The sequence below is a fragment of the Coralloluteibacterium thermophilum genome (genome assembly GCF_042654365.1).
In the GTDB taxonomy this organism is placed as follows: domain Bacteria; phylum Pseudomonadota; class Gammaproteobacteria; order Xanthomonadales; family Xanthomonadaceae; genus Coralloluteibacterium; species Coralloluteibacterium thermophilum.
Map to the genome: position 1 here is coordinate 70396 of NZ_JBHSGG010000001.1, position 21180 is coordinate 91575.

Sequence of the window (21180 nt, forward strand, 5' to 3'; positions counted from 1 at the left end):
CCCTACGCCCTACGCCCTACGCCCTACGCCCTACGCCCTACGCCCTACGCCCTACGCCCTACGCCCTACGCCCTACGCCCTACGCCCTACGCCCTACGCCCTACGCCCTACGCCCTACGCCCTACGCCCTACGCCCTACGCCCTACGCCCTACGCCCTACGCCCTACGCCCTACGCCCTACGCCCTACGCCCTACGCCCTACGCCCTACGCCCTACGCCCTACGCCCTACGCCCTACGCCCTACGCCCTACGCCCTACGCCCTACGCCCTACGCCCTACGCCCTGAGCCCTGAGCCCTGAGCCCTGAGCCCTGAGCCCCGAGCCCCGAGCCCCGAGCCCCGAGCCCAAGCCCCAACCCTCAGTGATACCCGCTCTCCGCCGTCACCTTCCCCCTGAACACCGAGTACGACCAGGCGGTGTAGCCGATGATGATGGGCAGCAGGATGATGACGCCGACGAGGCTGAAGACCTGGCTCGAGTGGGCCGAGGAGGCCTGCCAGATGTCGAGGTCCGGCGGGATCAGGTTGGGCCACATGCCGATCACCAGGCCGACGAAGCCCAGCGCGAAGAAGGTCATGGCGAGCACGAAGGGGGCGACCTCGGCGCGGTTCATCACCGCGCGCCACAGGGCCAGGGCGTTGACGACCGCCAGGAGCGGGATCGGCGAGAGCCACAGGAAGTTGGAGCCCTCGAACCAGCGCGCCATGACCCCGGACTCCAGGAACGGCAGCCAGGTGCTGACCAGCGCCATGAAGGCGACCACCACCGCCACCAGCGGGCGGGTGAGCGCGCGCGCGACCTCCTGCAGGCGGCCTTCCGTCTTGAGGATGAGCCAGGTGCTGCCCAGCAGTGCGTAGCCGAACACCACGGCGATGCCGGTCATCATCGAGAACGGGCTGAACCAGTCGAACACGCCGCCGACGTAGCGGCCTTCCTGCAGCGGCATGCCTTCGACCAGTGCGCCGAGGATCACGCCCTGCGAGAAGGCGGTGAGGATCGAACCGATCGCGAAGGCCGCGCCCCACAGGCGGCGGGAACGCCGGGCCTTGAAGCGGAACTCGAACGCCACGCCGCGGAAGATCAGCGCGAGCAGCATCACCAGCACGGGCAGGTAGAGCGCCGGGAGCAGGATCGCGTAGGCGAGCGGGAAGGCGGTGAACAGCCCGACGCCGCCGAGCACCAGCCAGGTCTCGTTGCCGTCCCAGATGGGCGCGGCGGTGTTCATGCTGACGTCGAGCTGGCTCTCGTCCTCGGCGAAGGCGGCGAGGATGCCGATGCCGAGCACGAAGCCGTCGAGCAGCACGTACATCAGCACGCCGACGCCGATGATGCCGAACCACACCACCGGCAGGACGGTCTCCAGATCCCAGTTCATCGCGTGCCCTCCAGCGGCTCGTCGTCGGCGGCCGACATGGGCCGCGATGCGCTCTTGGTCTCCGTGTCGTGCTGCGGCGGCTCCACCACGGCGGGGCCGCGGCGGATCATGTTCGCGATGAACCAGCCGCCGGTGCCGAACACGACGAAGTAGATCACCACGAAGGCGGTCAGCGAGGTCGCGACCGCGGCGCCGCTGATGTCGCTGAGGGCATCGGCGGTGCGGAGCTGGCCGAACACCACCCAGGGCTGGCGGCCGATCTCGGCGGTGATCCAGCCGGCCACGACCGCGATCAGCCCGCTCGGCCACATCCACGCCCAGGCGCGCAGCAGCGCGGGCGAGGTGTAGAGGCGCTTGCGCTTCCACTGCACCAGGGACCAGGCCGCCAGCAGCAGCATGGCGAAGCCCAGCCCGACCATCACCCGGAACGCCCAGAACACCGGCCACACCGGCGGGCGGTCCTCGGGAGCGAAGTCCGCCAGGGCGGGCACGGTGCCGTCGAGGCTGCGGGTCAGGATGAGGCTGGCCAGCCGCGGCACCTCGACAGAGGCGATGTTGCGCTCGTTCTCGGCATCGGGGATCGCGAACAGCACCAACGGCACGCCCGCGCCCTCCTCGCCGTGGTCCCAGTGGCCCTCGATCGCGGCCAGCTTGGACGGCTGGTGCTCGAGCACGCCCAGGCCGTGCAGGTCGCCGATGAAGATCTGCGTCGGCGCGACGATCGCCGCGAACACCACCGCCAGGCGCAGCATGCGCCGCCCCTCCTCCACGTGGCGGTTGCGCCGCAGGTACCAGGCGCCGGTGCCGCCGATGATGAAGCAGGTCGCGAGGAAGGCCGCCATGACCATGTGGGTCAGGCGGATCGGGAAGGACGGATTGAAGATGACCTCCCTCCACGACGCGGGATGGAAGGCCCCCTCCACGACCTCGAAGCCGGCGGGCGTCTGCAGCCAGCTGTTGGCCGCGATGATCCAGAACGCCGAGATCAGGGTGCCCGCGGCGACCATGCAGGTCGCGAGGAAATGCAGCGAGGGCCGCACCCGGTTCCAGCCGAACAGCATGACGCCGAGGAAGGACGCCTCGAGGAAGAACGCGGTCAGCACCTCGTAGCTCAGCAGCGGCCCGAGGATGCTGCCGGCCGCCGAGGACAGCCCGGCCCAGTTGGTGCCGAACTGGAAGGTCATGACGATGCCGGACACCACGCCCATGCCGAAGGTGACGGCGAAGATCTTGGTCCAGAAGAAGTACAGCTCGCGCCACACCGTCTTGCCGGTCCGCAGCCAGCGCCACTCGACGAAGGCCAGCCAGCTCGCCAGGCCGATGGTGGTGGCCGGGAACAGGATGTGGAAGGAGACGACGAAGGCGAACTGGATGCGCGACAGGAGGAGCGGGTCCAGATCCACGGCGGACTCCCTGGTTGGCGCGGTGCGCGGGGCGCGCCGCGTGGGCCGCAGCGCGTCGGGGACTCTAGCAGCGGCCCATGTGCTCGGAGCGTCAAGCCGGCGCGACCGATTGCCGCAGGGATGCTGCACCCGCACACCCAAGACCTCCGGCACAGGCCCGTTCCGCCCCGGCTGCTACCCTTTCCGGTCCGCTTCCAGACCGGACTCCAGCATGCGCGTGACCGTTTCCCTGCTCTCGCTCGCCCTTCTCGCCTCGCCGCTCGTGGCGCAGGAGACCATGACGGTCGAGCAGGCCATGGCCGATCCCGACTGGATCGGGCCGCCGGTCGAGCGCGCCTGGTGGGCCTGGGACAGCGCGAACGTGCACTACACGCTCAAGCGCGAGGGCTCGAACCTGCGCGACACCTGGACGCAGGCCATCGACGCCGAGCGCGGCGAGGTGGTCGACGACGCGGGCCTGGCCGCGATCGACGCGGCGCGCCCGGTCTACGACCGCGGGCGCACCCGCATGGCCTACGTCCGCAACGGCGACGTCTTCCTGCGCGACCTGCGCAACGGGGTCCTGGTGCAGGTCTGGCGCGGCACCAGCGCCGCCGACGGCCTGCGCTTCGACGCCGACGGCGCCGGCCTGATCTGGCGCGTGGGGAACACCTGGTACGGCTGGCGCCCCAACGGCACCGCCGGCGTGCTTGCCGAACTGAAGGCCGAGAAGGACCCGGCGGCCGACCCCGCACCGGACGCGATGCGCGACATGCAGCTGCGGCTGATCGCGACGCTCGCCAAGCGCAAGGCCGAGCGCGACGCCCAGCGCGAGCAGGCCGACGCACAGCGCGCCGCCGATCCCACCCGCGTGCCGCGCCCGGTCTATCTCGGCGAGAAGACCGTCGCCGCCGAACACGCGCTCTCGCCGGCCGGCCGCTGGCTGCTGATGGCGACCGGGCCGGATCCGCGCGAGGGCGGCGGCCGTACCGGGCGCATGCCGAAGTACGTCACCGAGTCCGGCTACGAGGAGTTCGAGGACGTGCGCGTGCGCGTCGGCCGCGACGCGCCGCGCGGCCACGCGCTCAAGCTGGTCGACCTCGCCAGCGGCGAGGCCAGCGAGCTCGAACTCGGCATCCTGCCCGGCATCACCACCGATCCGCTCGCGGACCTGCGCAAGGCCGCCGGCAAGCCGCCGCTCGAGGGCCGCCGGGTGGTGCGCGTGGACCGCATCGTCTGGAACGACGCCGGCACCCGCGCCGCTGTGATGCTGCGCGCGGTGGACAACAAGGACCGCTGGATCGCCACCGTCGACACCGCCAACGGCCGCCTGCAGCCGCTGCACCGGCTCACCGACGATGCCTGGATCAACTGGAGCTTCAACGACCTCGGCTGGCTGCCGGACAACGAGACGGTGTGGTTCCTGTCGGAGGAGTCCGGCTACTCGCACCTCTACACGCAGCGGCCCGGACAGAACGCGCGCCAGCTCACCCGCGGCGAATGGGAGGTGTCCAGCCCCGTGCTGGCCGCCGACGGGCGCAGCTGGCTGTTCAAGTGCAACCAGGCCTGGCCGGGCGACTACGAGGTCTGCCAGGCCGGCGTCGACGGCGGCGAGGTCCGCGAGCTGACCGCGCTCGACGGCGTGGAGGACTTCGTGCAGTCGCCGGACGGCAACCAGCTCCTGGTGCGCTGGTCGTCGAGCTACGTCCCGCCGCAGCTCGCGGTGCTGCCGGCCACCGGCGGCGAGGCGCGCCGCCTCACCGACACCCGCACGCCCGAGTACGCCGCGCGCAGCTTCGTGCAGCCCGAGTTCGTGCAGGTGCCCTCGAAGCATGGCGCCGGCACCATCTGGGGCAAGTTCTACCGGCCGGCCGACATGGAACCGGGGCGCCGCTACCCGATCGTGCTGTTCGTGCACGGCGCGGGCTACCTGCAGAACGTGCACGCCGGCTATCCGAACTACTTCCGCGAGCAGCTGTTCCACAACGCGCTGGTGGACGCCGGCTACATCGTGCTGGACCTCGACTTCCGCGCCTCCGCCGGCTACGGCCGCGACTGGCGCACCGCGATCTACCGGCAGATGGGCCACCCGGAGCTCGAGGACTACCTGGACGGCATCGACTGGCTGGTCGAGAACCACCAGGGCGACCGCGACCGCGTGGGCATCTACGGCGGCAGCTACGGCGGCTTCATGACCTTCATGGCGATGTTCCGCGAGCCGGAGCGCTTCCATGCCGGCGCCGCGCTGCGCCCGGTCACCGACTGGACGCAGTACAACCACCAGTACACGTCCAACATCCTCAACACGCCGGACCTCGACCCCGAGGCCTACCGCCGCTCCTCGCCGATCGAGCTCGCCGAGGGCCTGCAGGGCCACCTGCTGATCGCCCATGGCATGATGGACGACAACGTCTTCTACCAGGACTCGGTGCGCCTGGCGCAGCGCCTGATCGAGCTGCGCAAGGACAACTGGGAGCTGGCCTCGTACCCGCTGGAGCGGCACGGCTACGTGGAGCCGGACGCCTGGTTCGACCAGTACCGCCGCATCTTCAAGCTCTTCGAGCGCGCGCTGAAGGAGTGAGGGAGCGGGGCCGGACGCGCCGGGCAGGGCACAGGGCGCAGAGCAGAGGGCACAGGGCCTCTGCCCGCCCGCCTGAGCCCCGAGCCCTGAGCTCTGAGCCCCGAGCCCATAGGCCCCGGCGCCGCCTCCAGCCCACCACCCGCCCCACCCCGCCATGCCCGACATCGCCGCCGTCCAGTCCTACCTCCGCTCGCTGCAGGACCGCATCTGCACCGCCATCGCCGACGTCGACGGCGGGACGCGCTTCGAGGAGGACGCCTGGATCCGCGCCGAGGGCGGCGGCGGGCGGTCCCGGGTGCTGAAGAACGGCGCGGTGTTCGAGCAGGCCGGCGTGGGCTACTCCGAGGTCGCCGGCGCGACGCTGCCACCCTCGGCGACGGCGCACCGCCCCGAACTCGCGGGCGCGCCCTGGCGGGCCTGCGGCGTCTCGCTGGTCTTCCATCCGCGCAACCCCTACCTGCCCACGACGCACGCCAACGTGCGCTACTTCGAGGCGCGCCCCGAGGGGCGCGCGCCGATCTGGTGGTTCGGCGGCGGCTTCGACCTGACGCCCTTCTATCCCTTCGACGACGACGTGCTGCACTGGCACCGCGTCGCGCGCGACCTGTGCGAGCCGTTCGGCGGCCAGGCCCGCTACGACGCGCACAAGCGCTGGTGCGACGAGTACTTCTTCCTCAGGCACCGCGGCGAGACCCGCGGCGTGGGCGGCCTGTTCTTCGACGACCTCGCGGAGGACGGCTTCGAGTCCAGCTTCGCCTACCAGCGCGCCGTCGGCGACGGCTTCCTGGACGCCTACCTCCCGATCGTGGGCCGCCGCCGGGACACGCCCTACGGCGAGCGCGAGCGCGAGTTCCAGCTCTACCGCCGCGGCCGCTACGTGGAGTTCAACCTGGTCTACGACCGCGGCACGTTGTTCGGCCTGCAGTCCGGCGGGCGCACCGAATCGATCCTGATGAGCCTGCCGCCGCGCGTGCGCTTCGAGTACGCCTGGACCCCCGAGCCCGGCTCGGCCGAAGCCCGCCTGGCCGACTACCTCCGGCCGCGGGACTGGCTGGGGGAGCTGGCTTAGCTGGGGCTCTAGGGCTCGGGGCTCGGAGCACAGGGCCTGGGCTTGACCGTGGGGGCTGGCTCAGGGCCCCGGCGGCTTTGGGCGCGGGGCTGAGGCATCCACGCTCGCGCGATGCCCCAAGCCCTATGCCCCAAGCCCTATGCCCCAAGCCCTATGCCCCGAGCCCTATGCCCCGAGCCCTATGCCCCGAGCCCTATGCCCCGAGCCCCGAGCCCCAGGCCCCAAGCCCCAAGCCCAACGCCCCGAGCCCTGAGCCCGTGCCCCTCCAGCGCCCTACCGGAACAGATTCACCCCCACCAGCATCAGCACCAGGAACAGCAGGAACAGGGCCAGGGCGATGAAGAAGATCACCTTGGCGATGCCGATGGAGGCGCCGGCCAGGCCGGTGAAGCCGAGGGCGCCGGCGATGAGGCCGACGACGAGGAAGAAGAGGGCGAGCTTGAGCATGCGATCTCCGGCGTCTGCCGCGGTGCGGCGGTAGCGGGATCAAGCCACGCCGGCCGTGACTGCGGCGTGCCAGCGGCGCCGGCCGGAAAACGGGCACAAAAAACCCCGCAGGCCAGGGGGTAGCCTGCGGGGTCGGTGGAAGACTAAGCCTGGGGAGGGGCCGTCTTCCGGGATCCTCACCCAGGGGAGAGGGCGGATCCGGCGACGGACCTTGCATCCGTCGCGACCTATGAGACCAAGAACCGCCTGCACAGTTCGTGAAGAAACTCGTTAGCGAAACGTTACATTCAGTGCTAATTCATCCCGATGAAAACGTTTTCATGCTACGAGTGTGCCGCCAACGCGTTCAGTGCTGCTGTCGGCGCCCTCGCGGTGCGGCCGCGCGCGGCGCGGCGGCGGCACCGTCCACGCAGCGTTCACGCCACCGCCAGCGAAACCGGACGAAATGCGTCTCCGGGCCATCACGTCGTCACATGCCGACGTCGAGACGGCGCTCCCGGCGGCGCGTAATGGTCGGACGCGCACAGCCGAGCGGGCCTGCGGCGCGGCCCGGGCCTCCCCTGGACGCGCGTCCGGCGGCTAGTGCGCCTCGTCCCAGTTGCCGCCGACGCCGGCGTCCACGACCAGCGGCACCCGCAGCGTGGCGGCGGCCTGCATGCGACGACCGACCTCCTGCACCAGCTCCGGCACGAAGGCCTCGTCGGCCTCGAACACGAGCTCGTCGTGCACCTGCATGATCATGGCGGCGCGCCCGCCCTGCCCCGCCAGCCAGGCGTCCACCTCGATCATCGCGCGCTTGATGATGTCCGCCGCCGTGCCCTGCATCGGCGCGTTGATCGCCGCGCGCTCGGCGCCGGCGCGCAGGCCCTGGTTCCGCGAGGCGATGTCGTTGAGATAGAGGCGGCGGCCGAACACGGTCTCGACGTAGCCGCGCTCGCGCGCCTGCTCGCGGGTGCGCTCCATGAAGTCGCGGACTCCGGGGTAGCGCGCGAAGTACAGCGCGATGTAGTCCTGCGCCTCGCCGCGCGCGATGCCGAGCTGCCGCGCCAGGCCGAAGGCGCTCATGCCGTACATCAGGCCGAAGTTGATGGCCTTGGCCGCGCGGCGCTGGTCTGCCGTCACCGCCTCGGGGGCGCCGGCGCCGAACACCTCGGCGGCGGTCGCCCGGTGCACGTCCACGCCGCCCTCGAAGGCCCGCACCAGGCCCGGGTCCTCCGAGAGATGGGCCATGATGCGCAGCTCGATCTGCGAGTAGTCGCAGGCGACGATCCTGCGCCCGGGCGGGGCCACGAACGCACGGCGGATGCGGCGGCCGTCCTCGGTGCGGATCGGGATGTTCTGCAGGTTCGGGTCCGACGACGACAGCCGCCCCGTCGCCGCCCCGGCCTGGTGGTAGCTGGTATGCACCCGCCCGGTGTCCGGGTTGATCGAGTTCGGCAGCTTGTCGGTGTAGGTGCCGCGCAGCTTGGCCAGCCCGCGGTACTCCAGGATCAGCCGCGGCAGGTCGTGCTGGTCGGCGATGGCCTCGAGCGCGTCCTCGTTGGTCGAGGGCTGGCCCTTGGGGGTCTTCACCAGCGCAGGCAGCCCGAGTTCGTCGAACAGGATGGCCTGCAGCTGCTTGGGCGACTCCAGGCTGAAGGGACGCCCGGCCAGCGCGTGCGCGCGCTGCTCGGCCTCGTGCATGCGCAGGGCGAGGTCGTGGCTCTGCCGGCGCAGTTCGTCGGCGTCGACCAGCACGCCGTTGGCCTCGATGCGCGCCAGCACCTCGACCAGGGGCATCTCGATGTCGGTGTAGACCGACAGCAGCGCCGGCTCGGCCTCCAGCCGCGGATGCAGGGCGCGGTGCAGGCGCAGGGTGACGTCGGCGTCCTCGGCCGCGTAGCCGGTGGCGTGCTCCAGCTCGACCTGGGAAAACGGAATCTGCTTGGCGCCCTTGCCGCACACGTCCTCGTAGCGCGTCGTGGTGTAGCCGAGATAGCGCGCGGCCAGCGAATCCATGTCGTGCCGGCTCGCGGTGGAATTCAGCACGAAGGACTGCAGCATGGTGTCGTGCGCGTAGCCGCGCACGGCGATGCCGTAGCGGCGCAGCACGTGCAGGTCGTACTTGCCATGCTGCCCGACCTTGGCGACGGCGGGGTCCTCCAGCACCGGACGCAGCATGCCGAGCACGGTCTCGACGTCGAGCTGCGGCTGGCAGCCGGGGTAGTCGTGCAGCAGCGGCACGTAGCAGGCGCGCCCCGGCTCGACCGAGAAGCTCAGGCCCACCAGGCGCGCGCGCAGCGCGTCGAGCGCGTCGGTCTCCACGTCGAAGGCGAACAGCGGCGCCGCGCGCAGGCGCTCGACCCACGCGGCCAGCGCCTCGGGCGCGGTGACGCATTCGTACTCGCCCTTGCCGCCGAGCGCGGGATCCGGCGCCTCCGCCGGCGCGGCGCCCGAGCGCGCGTAGCCGGCCGCGGTATTGCGCAGCGTGCCTTCGGCCGCGGCATCGGCGGCGGTCCCGCCGTCGAGTTCGCGCAGGGCCTGGGTGAAGCCGTAGCGCGCGTAGAGGCCGCGCAGCGTGCCGGCATCGCGCGGGCGCAGCGCCAGGTCGGTGGGCCCGAACGCCAGCGGCACGTCGGTCCTGATCGTGACCAGGGTGCGGTTGAGCCCCAGCCGCGGCAGCGCCGCGCGCAGGTTCTCGCCGATCTTGCCCTTCATGTCGGGCGCGGCCGCGATCACCCCGTCGAGGTCGCCGTAGGCGGTCAGCCACTTGGCGGCAGTCTTGGGCCCGCACTTCTCGACGCCGGGAATGTTGTCGACGCTGTCGCCCATCAGCGCGAGCAGGTCGACGATGCGGGCCGGCGGCACGCCGAACTTCTCCATGACGCCGGCGTCGTCGAGGACGCTGCCGGTCATGGTGTTGACCAGTCGCAGGCCCGGCCGCACCAGCTGCGCGAAGTCCTTGTCGCCGGTGGAGACCGTCACCTCGATGCCCTGCGCCGCGGCGGCCAGCGCCAGCGTGCCGATCACGTCGTCGGCCTCCACGCCCGCCTCGCGCAGGATCGGGAAGCCCAGCGCCGCCACGATCTCGCACATGGGCTGCACCTGCGCGCGCAGCTCCTGCGGCATCTCCGCACGGTTGGCCTTGTACTCGGGGTAGAGATCGTCGCGGAAGGTCCTGCCCGGCGCATCGACCACGAAGGCGGCGTAGTCCGGCGCCTCCTTCAGCGTCGCGCGGAGCATGTTGACCACCCCGAACAGCGCCCCCGTCGGCTCGCCCTCCGCATTGGTCAGCGGCGGCAGGGCATGGAAGGCGCGATACAGGTACGAAGACCCGTCGATGAGGACTAGGCGTGGCATGGGGGCATTCTAGGTGAAGCGGGAAGGGGGAATCGGGAATGGGGACCCGCAGGTCGTGCAGTTCGTCCGGGTTGGCGCTCTTGCCAGGCTTCGTCCGGAGCGCGTCCTCCCGGTCTCCTGCTGCTTCCAGGTCCCCCTTCCCGATTCCCCCTTCCCGCCCCACCCATATTGCTTGAGCCTCCACGCCCCGTAAGCCATCCTCGACCTCCCCGTCCCGAGAACGCCGCCATGCGTGCGCTGCTGATTCCGCTCCTTGCCGTCGCGCCCGCGGTCCTGGCGCAGGCGCCGTTGCCCGAGCCCCTGCCGCCGCCGTCCATCGACGATCCCGGCGTGCGGGCGCAGCCGGTCGAGATCGACGACCCGACGCTGCGCCTGCCGCCGGAGCCCGGCGCCGCCACGCCGGCGCCGGCGCCGGCGCGCGCCGGGGCCGAGGGCGAGGGCCGCATCACCGGCGGGCCGGCGCGGGCGAACGACCCGCGCAATCCGCCGGAGGACCTGACCGTGCAGGTGCGCACGCTCGACAACGGCGACGTGGTCGAGGAGTACCGCAACGGCGGCCGCCTGACCATGGTGCGGGTCACGCCCACCCGCGGCGTGTCCTACACCCTGCTGGACACCAACGGCGACGGCTACCTCGACGAGAGCGACGGCCGGGCGCCGGTGTCGCCGGTGTTCTACACGCTCTACGAGTGGCGCTGAGCACCCGGGTTCAGCCGCGGGCGGCGGCGTAGGCCTCGGCCGAGACCGTGCGCCAGTCCGCGCCGCGCGCGCGGAAGGCGCGCTGCGACTCGATCACGCGCCGCGCGAACGGGTCCGCGGCGGCGAGGTCCCCGAGCTCCTGCTCCGCGGCCCGCTGCAGCGCCACCAGCACGTCCTCGGGCAGGCGCCGCAGCTCCGCGCGCGCGGCGCGGACGATGCGGTCCAGCGCCTCCTGGTTGCGCACGGCGTAGTGCGCCAGCATCCCGGCGTCGAGCGCGCGGCAGCAGAGCGCCACCAGGCGCTGCAGGTGTTCCGGCAGCGCGTTCCAGGCATCGAGGTTGACCAGGCACTCGGCGGTCATCTGCGGCTTCTGCCAGCCCGGGAAGTAGTAGAAGCCGGCGGCGCCCTCGAGGCCGAATTCGAGGTCGTTGTAGGGCCCCATCCACTCCGCCGCATCCAGCCGTCCGCGCTCCAGCGCCTCCACGAGCTGCGCACCGGCGGTCGGCACCACCTGGGCCCCGGCGCGGGCCATGACCTGACCGCCGAGGCCCGGCATGCGGATGCGCAGCCCCTGCAGGTCGGCCAGGCTGCGGATCTGCCGGCGCGACCAGCCGGCCATGTGCATGCCGGTGTTGCCGGCCGGCAGCACCATCAGCCCGAAATGGGCGTAGAGCTCGCGCCACAGCGCCAGGCCCTCGCCCTGGTGCAGCCAGGCGAGCGTCTCCTCGGCATCGAGGCCGAACGGCACTGCGGTGAACAGCGGCATCGCGGCCGCCTTCTCCATCCAGTACCAGCTCGCCGCGTGACCCATCTCGACCGTGCCGCGCGCGACGGCGTCGAACACGTCGAAGGTCGGCACCGCCACGCCCGCGGGCGCCACCTCGACCTGCAGTTGCCCGCCCGAGGCCTCGGTGATCGCCTCGCCGAGCCAGCGCGCGCCCTCGCCCAGGCCGGGGAAGCCGGCGGGCCAGGTGGTGGCCATGCGCCAGCGGCGCGTGGGCTCGCGCCGCGCGGGTTCGGGCGGCTGCGGTGCGCCGCAGGCCGCGAGGCCGGCGGCGAGCGCGGTGCCGGCGGTGGCGCCGCGCACGCCGCGGCGGGTCGCGCCTCGCGCCGGGCTCATGCCGCTTCCAGCTTGGCGTAGGCCAGGATCAGCACCTTGGGCCCTGCCTCCTCGAAGTTGACGTGGATGCGCATGTGGCTGCCGCTGCCCTCGTAGTCGGTCACCGTGCCCACGCCGAAGGTCGGATGGCGCACCGCCTGCCCCAGCGCGAACGCGCCCTGCGCCTCCTCCTTCAGCGGCTGCGCGAAGCGGCCGGCGAAGGCCGGGCGCGACACGTTGACGCGCGGGCGCACCTCGTTGAGCAGCTCGCCCGGGATCTCGCGCACGAAGCGCGACGGCACCCCGTACATCTCCGAGCCGTGGATGCGGCGCGCCTCGGCGTAGCACAGCACCAGCTTCTCCCGGGCGCGGGTGATGCCGACGTAGGCGAGGCGGCGCTCCTCCTCGAGCCGGCCCGGCTCCTCCATCGAGCGCGTGCCGGGGAACAGCCCCTCCTCCAGCCCGCACAGGAAGACGATCGGGAACTCCAGGCCCTTGGCGCTGTGCAGGGTCATCAGCTGCACGCCCTCGGCGCCGGCCTCGGCCTGGTTGTCGCCCGCCTCCAGCGAGGCGTAGGCGAGGAAGGCGACCAGCTCGGGCATGCCCTCGTCGTCCTCGCTGCGGGCGAAGCGCGAGGCCACCGACACCAGCTCGTCGATGTTCTCGAGCCGGGACTCGACCTGGCCGCGCGACTCGTTGGCGTAGAAGTCGCGCAGGCCGGAACGCAGCAGCACGTGATCGACCTGCTCGGCCAGCGTGGCGCCGGCGCAGTCGGCGCACAGGCCCTCGACGAGGTCGACGAAGCCGCGCAGCGCGTTGCGCGCGCGCGCCGGCAGGGCGGCGCCCCCGGCCTGGCGCAGCGCGGCGTCCCACAGCGACAGGCTCTCGCTGCGCGCGAGGCGCCGCACCTCGTCCAGGGTCTTGCCGCCGATGCCGCGCGCCGGCGTGTTCACCGCGCGCTCGAAGGCCGCGTCGTCGGCACGGTTGGCGACCAGGCGCAGGTAGGCGAGCGCGTCCTTGATCTCGGCGCGCTCGAAGAAGCGCAGGCCGCCGTAGACGCGGTAGGGCAGCCCCTGCGCGATGAGCTGCTCCTCGAAGGCGCGCGACTGCGCGTTCGAGCGGTAGAGGATGGCGCAGTCGCCGTAGGCGCCGCCGTCGCGCACCCACTGGCGGATGCGCCCGACCACGTACTGCGCCTCGTCGATCTCGTTGTACGCGGCGTAGAGGTCCACCGGCTCGCCCTGGCCGCTGTCGGTCCAGAGCTTCTTGCCCAGCCGCGAGGGGTTGTGGGCGATGACCGCGTTGGCCGCGGCGAGGATGTTCGCGCTGGAACGGTAGTTCTGTTCCAGGCGGATGGTGCGGGCGCCCGGGAAGTCCTGCAGGAAGCGCTGCACGTTCTCGACCCGCGCGCCGCGCCAGCCGTAGATCGACTGGTCGTCGTCGCCCACCACCATCACCTGCCCGGTGTCGCCGGCCAGCAGGCGGACGAAGGCGTACTGCACCGCATTGGTGTCCTGGAACTCGTCGACCAGGATCTGGCCGAAGCGGCGCCGGTAGTGGATCAGCAGGGCCTCGTTGTTGAGCAGCAGCTCGTGCGCGCGCAGCAGCAGCTCGGCGAAGTCGACCAGCCCCGCGCGATCGCAGCGCTCCTGGTAGGCGGCGTAGGCGCGCAGCAGGCCCTGGCCGTAGACGTCGCCGCCGGCGGGCTGGATGTGCTGCGGGCGCCGGCCCTCGTCCTTCTGGCCGTTGATCCACCACACGACCTGGCGCGGCGGATAGCGGCCCTCGTCGAGTTCGAGGTCGGCGACGACGCGCTTGACCAGGCGCAGCTGGTCGTCGGCGTCCATCACCTGGAAGCCTTCCGGCAGGCGCGCCTCCTGCCAGTGCTGGCGCAGCAGGCGGTGGGCGATGCCGTGGAAGGTGCCGACCCACATGCCGCGGCGCGGACCGAGCGGACCGGCGGCCAGTTGCGCCTCGACGCGGTGGCGCATCTCGGCCGCGGCCTTGTTGGTGAAGGTCACCGCCAGGATGCCGTGCGGCGGCACGCCCAGGACCTCGATGAGCCAGGCGATGCGGTGGGTGAGCACGCGGGTCTTGCCGGAACCGGCGCCGGCGAGGACGAGCGCATGCCCCGGATCGGCGGAAACGGCGTCGCGCTGGGCGGGATTCAGCGCGTCCAGCAGGTGGGAAACGTCCATCCGACCATTGTACCGGCGGGGCGCCGCGCCGCGGTCAGCGCGGGTGCCGTGCGCGGAGGTCGTCGAGCAGGGCCTCCAGCGGCACCGGCCGCCCGAACAGGAAGCCCTGCATCTCGTCGCAGCCCCAGTCCTGCAGCCAGCGCCACTGCGCCTCGGTCTCCACGCCCTCGGCGGTCGCCTTCAGCCCCAGGCTCTGGGCGAGGTTGATGATGGCGATGCAGATGGTCTCGTCGTCGCCGCCGGAGCCCAGGTCGCGCACGAAGGCGCGGTCGATCTTGAGCCGGTGCAGCGGCAGGCGTCGCAGGTAGGCCAGGCTCGAATAGCCGGTGCCGAAGTCGTCGATGGCGATGCAGATGCCGTCCTCGCGCATGCGCTGCATGCTCTCCACCGCCGCCTCGGGATTGGCCATCACCACGCTCTCGGTCAGCTCGATCTCGATCGCGCCCGGGGGCAGGTCGAACTCGCGCACCACCGCCGCCACGTCGTCGGCGATTCCCTGCTGGAACTGCGTCGCCGAGACGTTCAGCGCGATGCGGAACCAGCCGAAGCCGGCCTCCTTCAGCCGCGCATGGGCGCGCGCCGCCTCGCGCAGCACCCAGCGCCCGACCGGGACGATCAGGCCGCTGTCCTCGCACACGCCGATGAAGTGGCCCGGCGCGAGCAGGCCGCGCTCGGGATGGTTCCAGCGCAGCAGCGCCTCGGCGCCGACCACTGCGCCGTTGCGGTCGTACTGCATCTGGTAGGACAGCACGAACTGCCCGGCGCGCAGCGCCTCGCGCAGCTGCGACACCAGCTGCAGGCGCTCGCTGGCGCCGCGGTCCAGCGCGGCCGCGTAGGGCACCGCGCAGTTGCGGCCGCGGCGCTTGGCCTCGTACATCGCGATGTCCGCCCGCCGCAGCAGGCCGTCGGCGTCGGCGCCGTCGCGCGGGAACTGGCTGTAGCCCATGCTGGGGGTGATGTGGAAGACCGCGCCCTGCGCCTCGAAGGGCTCGCCGAAGCCGGCGAACAGGCGCGCGATGGCCGCGTCCATGTCGTCGCCGGACCGCTCGCCCAGCACCACCACGAACTCGTCGCCGCCGAACCGGGCCACGGTGTCGGTGGGCTGCACGCCCCGCGCGAGCCGCTGCGCGACCTGGCGCAGCACCTCGTCGCCCACCGCGTGCCCCAGGCTGTCGTTGATGAGCTTGAAGTCGTCGACGTCCAGGAACACCACGCCGACGCGCTGCCCCGCCAGGGCCGCGGCCTTGAGCGCCTGGGCGAGGCGGTCGAGCAGCAACTGGCGGTTGGGCAGGCCGGTGAGGTCGTCGTGGGTCGCGCGGTGCGCGATCTGCTCCTGGATCCGCTGGCGCTCGGTGACGTCGTTCTGGATGCCGAGGTAGTGGGTGGTCTCGCCCGCGGGGTTGCGCACCGGCGTGACGAGCAGTTCGTTCCAGAACATCTCGCCGTTCCTGCGGTAGTTGCGCAGCAGCACGCGGGCGTCGCGTCCGCTCTCGATGGCCGCAGCCAGCGCCCGGCGGCCGACCTGGTCGCGATCGTTGCCCTGGAGGAAGCGGCAGTTGCGGCCCAGCGCCTCCGCGGCGGCGTAGCCGCTCATCTTCTCGAACTGGGGATTCACGTAGACCAGGGGCATGTCCGGATCGCGCGCGTCGGCGATGACGATGCCGTCCTCCGCCGATTCCACCGCGTTGCGCAGCAGGCGCAGCTCCGCCTCGTCGCTGAGCCGTTGGGTCACGTCGACCATGCTCCCCACCGCCCGCACCGTCCTGCCGTCGGCGTCGCGGATGACCGCGCCGTGCTCCTCGACCCGCGCCCAGCTGCCGTCCCCGCGCCGGAAGCGGTAGGTGACGTGCCAGCCCTCGCGCTCGCCGCGCAGCGCCGGCCCGAACTCGCCCATGACGTCGGCGAGGTCGTGGGGATGGACGCGCCGCTGCCAGTCCGCCACGGTGCTGTCGTCGGCGCCGGGAACCCGCCCGAACAGCGCGAAGAACTCGTCGCTCCACCAGACCGTGTCGTCGAGCAGGTTCCAGTCCCAGATCGCGTCGCTGGTGGCGCGCGCGACCAGGCGGAAGCGCTCCTCGCTCACCGCGCGCGCGTCCTCGGCCTCCGCGCGTGCGGTGATGTCCACCGCGAGGAGCATGCGCGCGTCGAGGCCGCGGAACCGCAGGTCGCTGGCGTACAGCTCGGCGATCCAGGTGCTGCCGTCGGCGCGCCGCAGGCGCCGGGTCCGGCCTTCCCAGCCGGCCTCGGCGATGGGCACGGCCAGCGCCTCGGCGGCGACGGCGCGGTCCTCCTCCGCCGCCAGCTCGACCACGCTCATCGCCAGCAGCGTCTCGCGCGGCCAGCCCCCGAAGCGCACCGCCGAGGCGTTGGCCTCCAGCAGCCTTCCGCTCCTCCGGTCGACCACGAGCACCGGCAGGGGGTGGCGCTCGAACAGGTAGCGGTATTGCGCCTCGGCGAGCTGCGCCTTCTCCTCCGCAGTGGCGACGCGCAGGGCCTGCCGGTCGCGCTCGGCCTGGAAGGCGCGGCGCCGGGTCACCGCGCGCGCGAGCGCGCCGGCCAGCAGCACCGAGGCGACCAGCATCAGCAGGAGCAGGGCGCTGCCGGTGGTGGCGAGCGGGACCCAGGAGGGGAGGATGGTGCTGCGCGGGATGCCGCGGGTGACCACCAGCGGGTAGTCCGGCATCCGCCGGAACGCGCTGAGGCGGCGCTCGCCGTCCAGCGCGCTCACCTCATCGACCACGCGCGCCTCGTCCGACGCCTGCACCGCGCGGAACAGGGGCGTCCGCGACAGGTCGGCCGCGGCGAAGCGCGGGAAGCCGGCCGAGCGCGACAGCAGCACGCCGTCGGTCCGGATCAGGGCGGCGATGCCCCAGTCCGGCGCGATCCCCTCGTCGAGGGTCCGGTCGAGCACGGCGATGCGCAGGCGCGCCTCCAGCCACTGCGGGCCGTCCAGCCGCAGCGGCCGCGCCAGGTAGAGCGGCAGCTCCCAGGCGTCGCCGGCGGCCTGCTCCGGCAGGCCGACGTGGAAGTGGTCGGCGTCGGCCTGCAGCAGGCCGTCCGGAAGCGCGGCACGCAGGCGGAGATCGGCGAGTTCGGGGTGTCGCGCGAGCACCTGCCCCATCGCGCGGGCGACCAGCGCCGGCGCCTCCTCCGGTGCGGTCTCCGCGTAGGTCTGCGCGTCGTCGAGGATGCCCGCGAGGGCGCGTTCGAGGTTGCCCAGGCGCAGCTGCAGCTGGCGGTCGAGCGCGCCGACCTCGGACAGCGCCTGCCGCGCTCCGGCCTCCATGCGGATCTCGTAGCTGTGCCACAGCACGAAGGCGAAGGCGCCGGCCGCGCTCCCGGCGATGCCGGCGACGATCAGCCAGATCCGCAGCCGGCTGCCGCGCCCTGCGGTACGCGGCGCGGCCCCGCCGTCCCCTGACACGGATTCCGGGTTCATCGTCCGTCGAGATTAGTGCCGGCGCCGCGGCGGCCGTCAACCGCGGCGGGCGGAGCGGCGCGCCGGCCGCGGGTGCCGGCCGCACTGCGCGGCCGGCGGGGCGCCTACTTCTTCGCGGCGACGCCGACGACCACGGCGAGCGCGCCGGCGCCGAGGAGGATCCAGCCGATCGTCGGGCGGGGCCGCTCGGTCGTGGTGCGGTTGATCTCCAGCGGGCCGACCTGCGCGACCTGTTCCTCGCGCTGGAAGTTGATGACGCCGGCGGAGATCAGCCCGCCGGCGACCAGCAGGAGGATGCCGATGACGAGAGCGGGTGTGCGCATGGCGGTTCCTGTACGGGAAGGTGGGGTGAAGTGAACCCACCGGACGCGGGAGACGAGGTGAAGCCGCGCCCCGTGCGGGAAAGGCGGGGCAGGTGCGGGGCGCCGCGGCCTCCGCGGCCGCGCACGCCGCGGCCGCGGGATGTAGAGTCGTGCGCCCCTTCCGCCCGCGAGCCGCAGCCATGATCGATCTGTACTACTGGCCCACCCCGAACGGCCACAAGATCACCCTGTTCCTGGAGGAGGCGGGGCTTCCGTACACGATCCGGCCGGTCAACATCGGCGCCGGCGAGCAGTTCAGGCCGGAGTTCCTGGCCTTCTCGCCCAACAACCGGATGCCGGCCATCGTCGACGGCGCGCCGGCCGACGGCGGCGCGCCGCAGACGGTGTTCGAGTCCGGGGCCATCCTGCTCTACCTCGCCGAGAAGACCGGGCGCTTCCTGCCCGCCTCGCCGCGCGGGCGCATCGAGACCCTGGAGTGGCTGTTCTGGCAGATGGCCGGGCTCGGGCCCATGACCGGGCAGTACGGGCACTTCAACGTGTACGCGCCGGAGAAGATCCCCTACGCCATCGAGCGCTACGGGCGCGAGGCCCAGCGCCTGCTCGGCGTGCTCGACCGCCGCCTGGCCGGCCGCGCCTTCATCGCCGGCGACGAGTACACCATCGCCGACATGGCCTGCTACCCGTGGGTCGACCCGTACGCGGGCGCCCCGATGGACATGACGCCCTTCCCCGAGGTGCGGCGCTGGAAGGAGGCCATCGCCGCGCGGCCGGCGACGCAGCGTGCCTACGCGCTGACCGCGCAGGTCAACCCGAACGCCGGCAAGCCGCTCGGCGAGGACGAGCGCCGCCAGCTCTTCGGCCAGGCCCCGCGCTGAGCCATCGCCCCGCTTCCCGCCCGCTTCCGGACCCACGCATGCGTTCCATCCTCCTCGCCCTGCTGCTGATGAGCCTCGTCCTTCCCGCCTCCGCCGCCACGCCCCCGCCCCAGGGCCTGACCCTGGAAGCCCTCACCGGCGACGCCCCGCTCTCCGGCCCCTCGCTGATGCGGCCGCAGGTCGCGCCGGACGGCTCGCGGGTCACCTTCCTGCGCGGGCGCGACGACGACCGCAACCGCCTGGACCTGTGGGAGTACGACATCGCCAGCGGCCAGACCCGCATGCTGGTCGATTCCAGCGAGGTGCTGCCGGGCGAGGAGGTGCTGTCGGACGAGGAGCGGGCGCGCCGCGAGCGCCAGCGCATCGCCGCGCTGTCGGGCATCGTCGAGTACCAGTGGGCGCCCGACGCGCGGCGGCTGCTGTTCCCCCTCGGCGGCGAGCTCTACCTGTACGACCTCGACGCGCCGCGCGGCGAGGCGGTGCGCCGGCTGACCCACGGCGGCGGCTTCGCCACCGACCCGAAGCTGTCGCCGCAGGGCGGCTACGTGAGCTTCGTGCGCGCGCGCGACCTCTGGATCATCGACCTGGCCAGCGGTGCCGAGCGGCGCCTCACCCACGACGGCAGCGACACCATCGGCAACGGCGTCGCCGAGTTCGTCGCCGACGAGGAGATGGGCCGCCACACCGGCTACTGGTGGGCGCCCGACGATTCCGCCATCGCCTTCGCCCGCATCGACGAATCGCCGGTGCCGGTGCAGCGGCGCTACGAGATCCACGCCGACCGCACCGAGGTGGTGGAGCAGCGTTACCCGGCCGCGGGCGACCCGAACGTGCTGGTCACCCTGCACGTCGCCCGGCTGGGCGCCGGCCGCGGCGGCGCGCCGCGCATCGTCGGGATCGACCTCGGGCCCGAGCGCGACATCTACCTCGCGCGGGTGGACTGGGTGGACGCGCGGCGGCTGGCCTTCCAGCGCCAGAGCCGCGACCAGCGCCGGCTGGACCTGGTGCTGGCCGACGTCGACGGCCGCGGCCAGCGCATCCTGCTGACCGAGACCAGCGACACCTGGGTCAACCTGCACGACGCCTTCCGCGTGCTGCCCGACGGCGCGCACTTCCTCTGGGCCTCCGAGCAGGACGGCTTCCGCCACCTCTACGTGCATCCGCTGGCCGGGAACGGCGCGCCGCGCCGGCTCACCGAAGGCGAGTGGATGGTCGAGGACGTGCTGGGCCTGGACGCCGAGGCCGGCACGCTGTTCTTCAGCGCGACCCGTGAGTCCCCGCTGGAACGCCACGCCTACGCGGTGCCGCTGGCCGGCGGCGAGCCGGTGCGCCTGACCCGCGCACCCGGCTGGCACGACGTGCGCTTCGCCCGGACCGGCACGGTGTTCGTCGACCTGTGGTCGAACGAGACCACGCCACCGCAGACGACCCTGCACCGCGCCGACGGCAGCCTCATCGCCACCCTGGTCGAGAACGACCTCGACGACCCGGCGCATCCGTACGCCCCCTTCAGGGCCGCCCACCTTCCCATCGAGTACGGCACCCTGACCGCCGCCGACGGCGGCACCCCGCTGCACTACAGCCTGATCCGCCCCGCGGGCTTCGACCCGGCGCGCCGCCACCCGGTGGTGGTGTTCGTCTACGGCGGCCCCGCCGCGCAGACCGTGCGGCGCACCTGGGCGCCGGACTTCAACCAGTACCTCGCGCAGCAGGGCTACGTGGTCTTCTCGCTCGACAACCGCGGCACACCGCGGCGCGGCCAAGCCTTCCTGTCCGCCCTGCACCGCCGGCAGGGCACCGTGGAGGTCGACGACCAGCGCGCCGGCGTGGTCTGGCTGCGCAGCCAGCCCTGGGTCGACGGCGGGCGCATCGGCGTCCACGGCTGGTCCAACGGCGGCTACATGACCCTGATGCTGCTGGCCCGCGCCTCGGAGGACTACGCCTGCGGCGTCGCCGGCGCGCCGGTGACCGACTGGGCGCTCTACGACACCCACTACACCGAGCGCTACATGGACCTGCCCGACGCCAATCCGGACGGCTACCGCGACGCCTCGGTGTTCACCCACCTGGACGGCCTGACCTCGCGCCTGCTGCTGATCCACGGCATGGCCGACGACAACGTGCTGTTCACCAACGCCACCCAGCTCATGAGCGCCCTGCAGGCGCGCGGCACCGCCTTCGAGCTGATGACCTACCCCGGCGCCAAGCACGGCCTGCGCGGCGCCGACAACCTGCACCGGCTGCGCCTGACCGAGGACTTCTTCGGGCGCTGCCTGCGGCGTTGAGGCGCCACCGCTAGGCTGAATCGACATTCATCCGGTATGTTCATGGGATGTCGAAGAACAAGCCAGCGC

General features: G+C 72.5%; 13 protein-coding genes. 5 read left to right on the plus strand and 8 right to left on the minus strand.

From position 1 onward, the window contains the following. Nucleotides 1-358: 358 nt before the first annotated feature. Together cydB and ACFO3Q_RS00350 are read right to left on the minus strand one after the other, a co-directional pair. Nucleotides 359-1375, minus strand: a complete 1017-nt coding sequence (gene cydB, locus ACFO3Q_RS00345) for a cytochrome d ubiquinol oxidase subunit II (protein ID WP_377002525.1) — start codon at nucleotides 1373-1375, stop codon at nucleotides 359-361. After that, the gene (locus ACFO3Q_RS00350) at nucleotides 1372-2772 is read right to left on the minus strand and encodes a cytochrome ubiquinol oxidase subunit I (protein WP_377002541.1); all 1401 of its coding nucleotides are present in this window, start codon (nucleotides 2770-2772) and stop codon (nucleotides 1372-1374) included. The genes cydB and ACFO3Q_RS00350 overlap by 4 nt, the downstream gene beginning before the upstream one ends. Before the next feature lie 217 nt (nucleotides 2773-2989). On the opposite strand from ACFO3Q_RS00350, the gene ACFO3Q_RS00355 reads away from it, so the two are divergent. Both ACFO3Q_RS00355 and hemF read left to right on the plus strand, forming a co-directional pair. Next, nucleotides 2990-5338, plus strand: coding sequence for a S9 family peptidase (locus ACFO3Q_RS00355; RefSeq protein WP_377002526.1), 2349 nt, complete (start codon nucleotides 2990-2992; stop codon nucleotides 5336-5338). A 154-nt stretch (nucleotides 5339-5492) separates the two neighbouring features. After that, nucleotides 5493-6407, plus strand: a complete 915-nt coding sequence (gene hemF / locus ACFO3Q_RS00360) for an oxygen-dependent coproporphyrinogen oxidase (RefSeq protein ID WP_377002527.1) — start codon at nucleotides 5493-5495, stop codon at nucleotides 6405-6407. 273 nt (nucleotides 6408-6680) lie between these two features. On the opposite strand, the gene ACFO3Q_RS00365 is transcribed toward hemF, so the two are convergent. Together ACFO3Q_RS00365 and polA are read right to left on the minus strand one after the other, a co-directional pair. Next, nucleotides 6681-6854 (minus strand): DUF1328 domain-containing protein, encoded by a 174-nt coding sequence (locus tag ACFO3Q_RS00365; RefSeq protein WP_377002528.1) that lies wholly within the window; start codon nucleotides 6852-6854, stop codon nucleotides 6681-6683. 579 nt (nucleotides 6855-7433) lie between these two features. Continuing rightward, entirely contained in the window at nucleotides 7434-10193 is a 2760-nt protein-coding gene (gene polA, locus ACFO3Q_RS00370) for a DNA polymerase I (RefSeq protein ID WP_377002529.1), read from the minus strand. 228 nt (nucleotides 10194-10421) lie between these two features. On the opposite strand from polA, the gene ACFO3Q_RS00375 reads away from it, so the two are divergent. Beyond that, nucleotides 10422-10892, plus strand: a complete 471-nt coding sequence (locus ACFO3Q_RS00375) for a DUF2782 domain-containing protein (protein WP_377002530.1) — start codon at nucleotides 10422-10424, stop codon at nucleotides 10890-10892. A 10-nt stretch (nucleotides 10893-10902) separates the two neighbouring features. Here the strand turns inward: ACFO3Q_RS00375 and ACFO3Q_RS00380 are convergent, their stop codons facing one another. The 4 genes from ACFO3Q_RS00380 to ACFO3Q_RS00395 form a co-directional block, all read right to left on the minus strand. Next, nucleotides 10903-12012 carry a TRAP transporter substrate-binding protein gene (locus tag ACFO3Q_RS00380; RefSeq protein WP_377002531.1) on the minus strand — a complete coding sequence of 370 codons (1110 nt, stop codon included), beginning with the start codon at nucleotides 12010-12012 and terminating at the stop codon, nucleotides 10903-10905. Next, the gene (gene uvrD / locus ACFO3Q_RS00385) at nucleotides 12009-14189 is read right to left on the minus strand and encodes a DNA helicase II (protein ID WP_377002532.1); all 2181 of its coding nucleotides are present in this window, start codon (nucleotides 14187-14189) and stop codon (nucleotides 12009-12011) included. Before uvrD ends, ACFO3Q_RS00380 begins: the two co-directional genes overlap by 4 nt. Nucleotides 14190-14223: 34 nt before the next feature. Further along, nucleotides 14224-17628: an EAL domain-containing protein gene (locus ACFO3Q_RS00390; protein ID WP_377002533.1), complete on the minus strand. Its 3405-nt coding sequence runs from the start codon at nucleotides 17626-17628 to the stop codon at nucleotides 14224-14226. A gap of 104 nt (nucleotides 17629-17732) precedes the next feature. Next, a complete protein-coding gene (locus ACFO3Q_RS00395; RefSeq protein WP_377002534.1) occupies nucleotides 17733-17951 on the minus strand; it encodes a hypothetical protein in 219 nt (72 codons plus the stop codon). A gap of 179 nt (nucleotides 17952-18130) precedes the next feature. Between ACFO3Q_RS00395 and ACFO3Q_RS00400 the strand changes: the two genes are divergently transcribed. Together ACFO3Q_RS00400 and ACFO3Q_RS00405 are read left to right on the plus strand one after the other, a co-directional pair. Then, nucleotides 18131-18826, plus strand: coding sequence for a glutathione S-transferase N-terminal domain-containing protein (locus ACFO3Q_RS00400; protein WP_377002535.1), 696 nt, complete (start codon nucleotides 18131-18133; stop codon nucleotides 18824-18826). Nucleotides 18827-18864: 38 nt separating this feature from the next. Beyond that, complete coding sequence (locus tag ACFO3Q_RS00405; protein WP_377002537.1) at nucleotides 18865-21111, plus strand: S9 family peptidase; 2247 nt, start codon at nucleotides 18865-18867, stop codon at nucleotides 21109-21111. Nucleotides 21112-21180 lie beyond the last annotated feature (69 nt).

Excerpts from the sequence above, each read along its gene's own strand:
- hemF (WP_377002527.1), top strand. The coding sequence starts at position 5,493 with ATGCCCGACATCGCCGCCGTCCAGTCCTACCTCCGCTCGCTGCAGGAC.
- ACFO3Q_RS00365 (WP_377002528.1), bottom strand. The coding sequence starts at position 6,854 with ATGCTCAAGCTCGCCCTCTTCTTCCTCGTCGTCGGCCTCATCGCCGGC.
- ACFO3Q_RS00355 (WP_377002526.1), top strand. The coding sequence starts at position 2,990 with ATGCGCGTGACCGTTTCCCTGCTCTCGCTCGCCCTTCTCGCCTCGCCG.
- uvrD (WP_377002532.1), bottom strand. The coding sequence starts at position 14,189 with ATGGACGTTTCCCACCTGCTGGACGCGCTGAATCCCGCCCAGCGCGAC.
- ACFO3Q_RS00395 (WP_377002534.1), bottom strand. The coding sequence starts at position 17,951 with ATGCGCACACCCGCTCTCGTCATCGGCATCCTCCTGCTGGTCGCCGGC.
- ACFO3Q_RS00400 (WP_377002535.1), top strand. The coding sequence starts at position 18,131 with ATGATCGATCTGTACTACTGGCCCACCCCGAACGGCCACAAGATCACC.
- cydB (WP_377002525.1), bottom strand. The coding sequence starts at position 1,375 with ATGAACTGGGATCTGGAGACCGTCCTGCCGGTGGTGTGGTTCGGCATC.
- ACFO3Q_RS00390 (WP_377002533.1), bottom strand. The coding sequence starts at position 17,628 with ATGAACCCGGAATCCGTGTCAGGGGACGGCGGGGCCGCGCCGCGTACC.
- ACFO3Q_RS00405 (WP_377002537.1), top strand. The coding sequence starts at position 18,865 with ATGCGTTCCATCCTCCTCGCCCTGCTGCTGATGAGCCTCGTCCTTCCC.
- ACFO3Q_RS00380 (WP_377002531.1), bottom strand. The coding sequence starts at position 12,012 with ATGAGCCCGGCGCGAGGCGCGACCCGCCGCGGCGTGCGCGGCGCCACC.
- polA (WP_377002529.1), bottom strand. The coding sequence starts at position 10,193 with ATGCCACGCCTAGTCCTCATCGACGGGTCTTCGTACCTGTATCGCGCC.
- ACFO3Q_RS00375 (WP_377002530.1), top strand. The coding sequence starts at position 10,422 with ATGCGTGCGCTGCTGATTCCGCTCCTTGCCGTCGCGCCCGCGGTCCTG.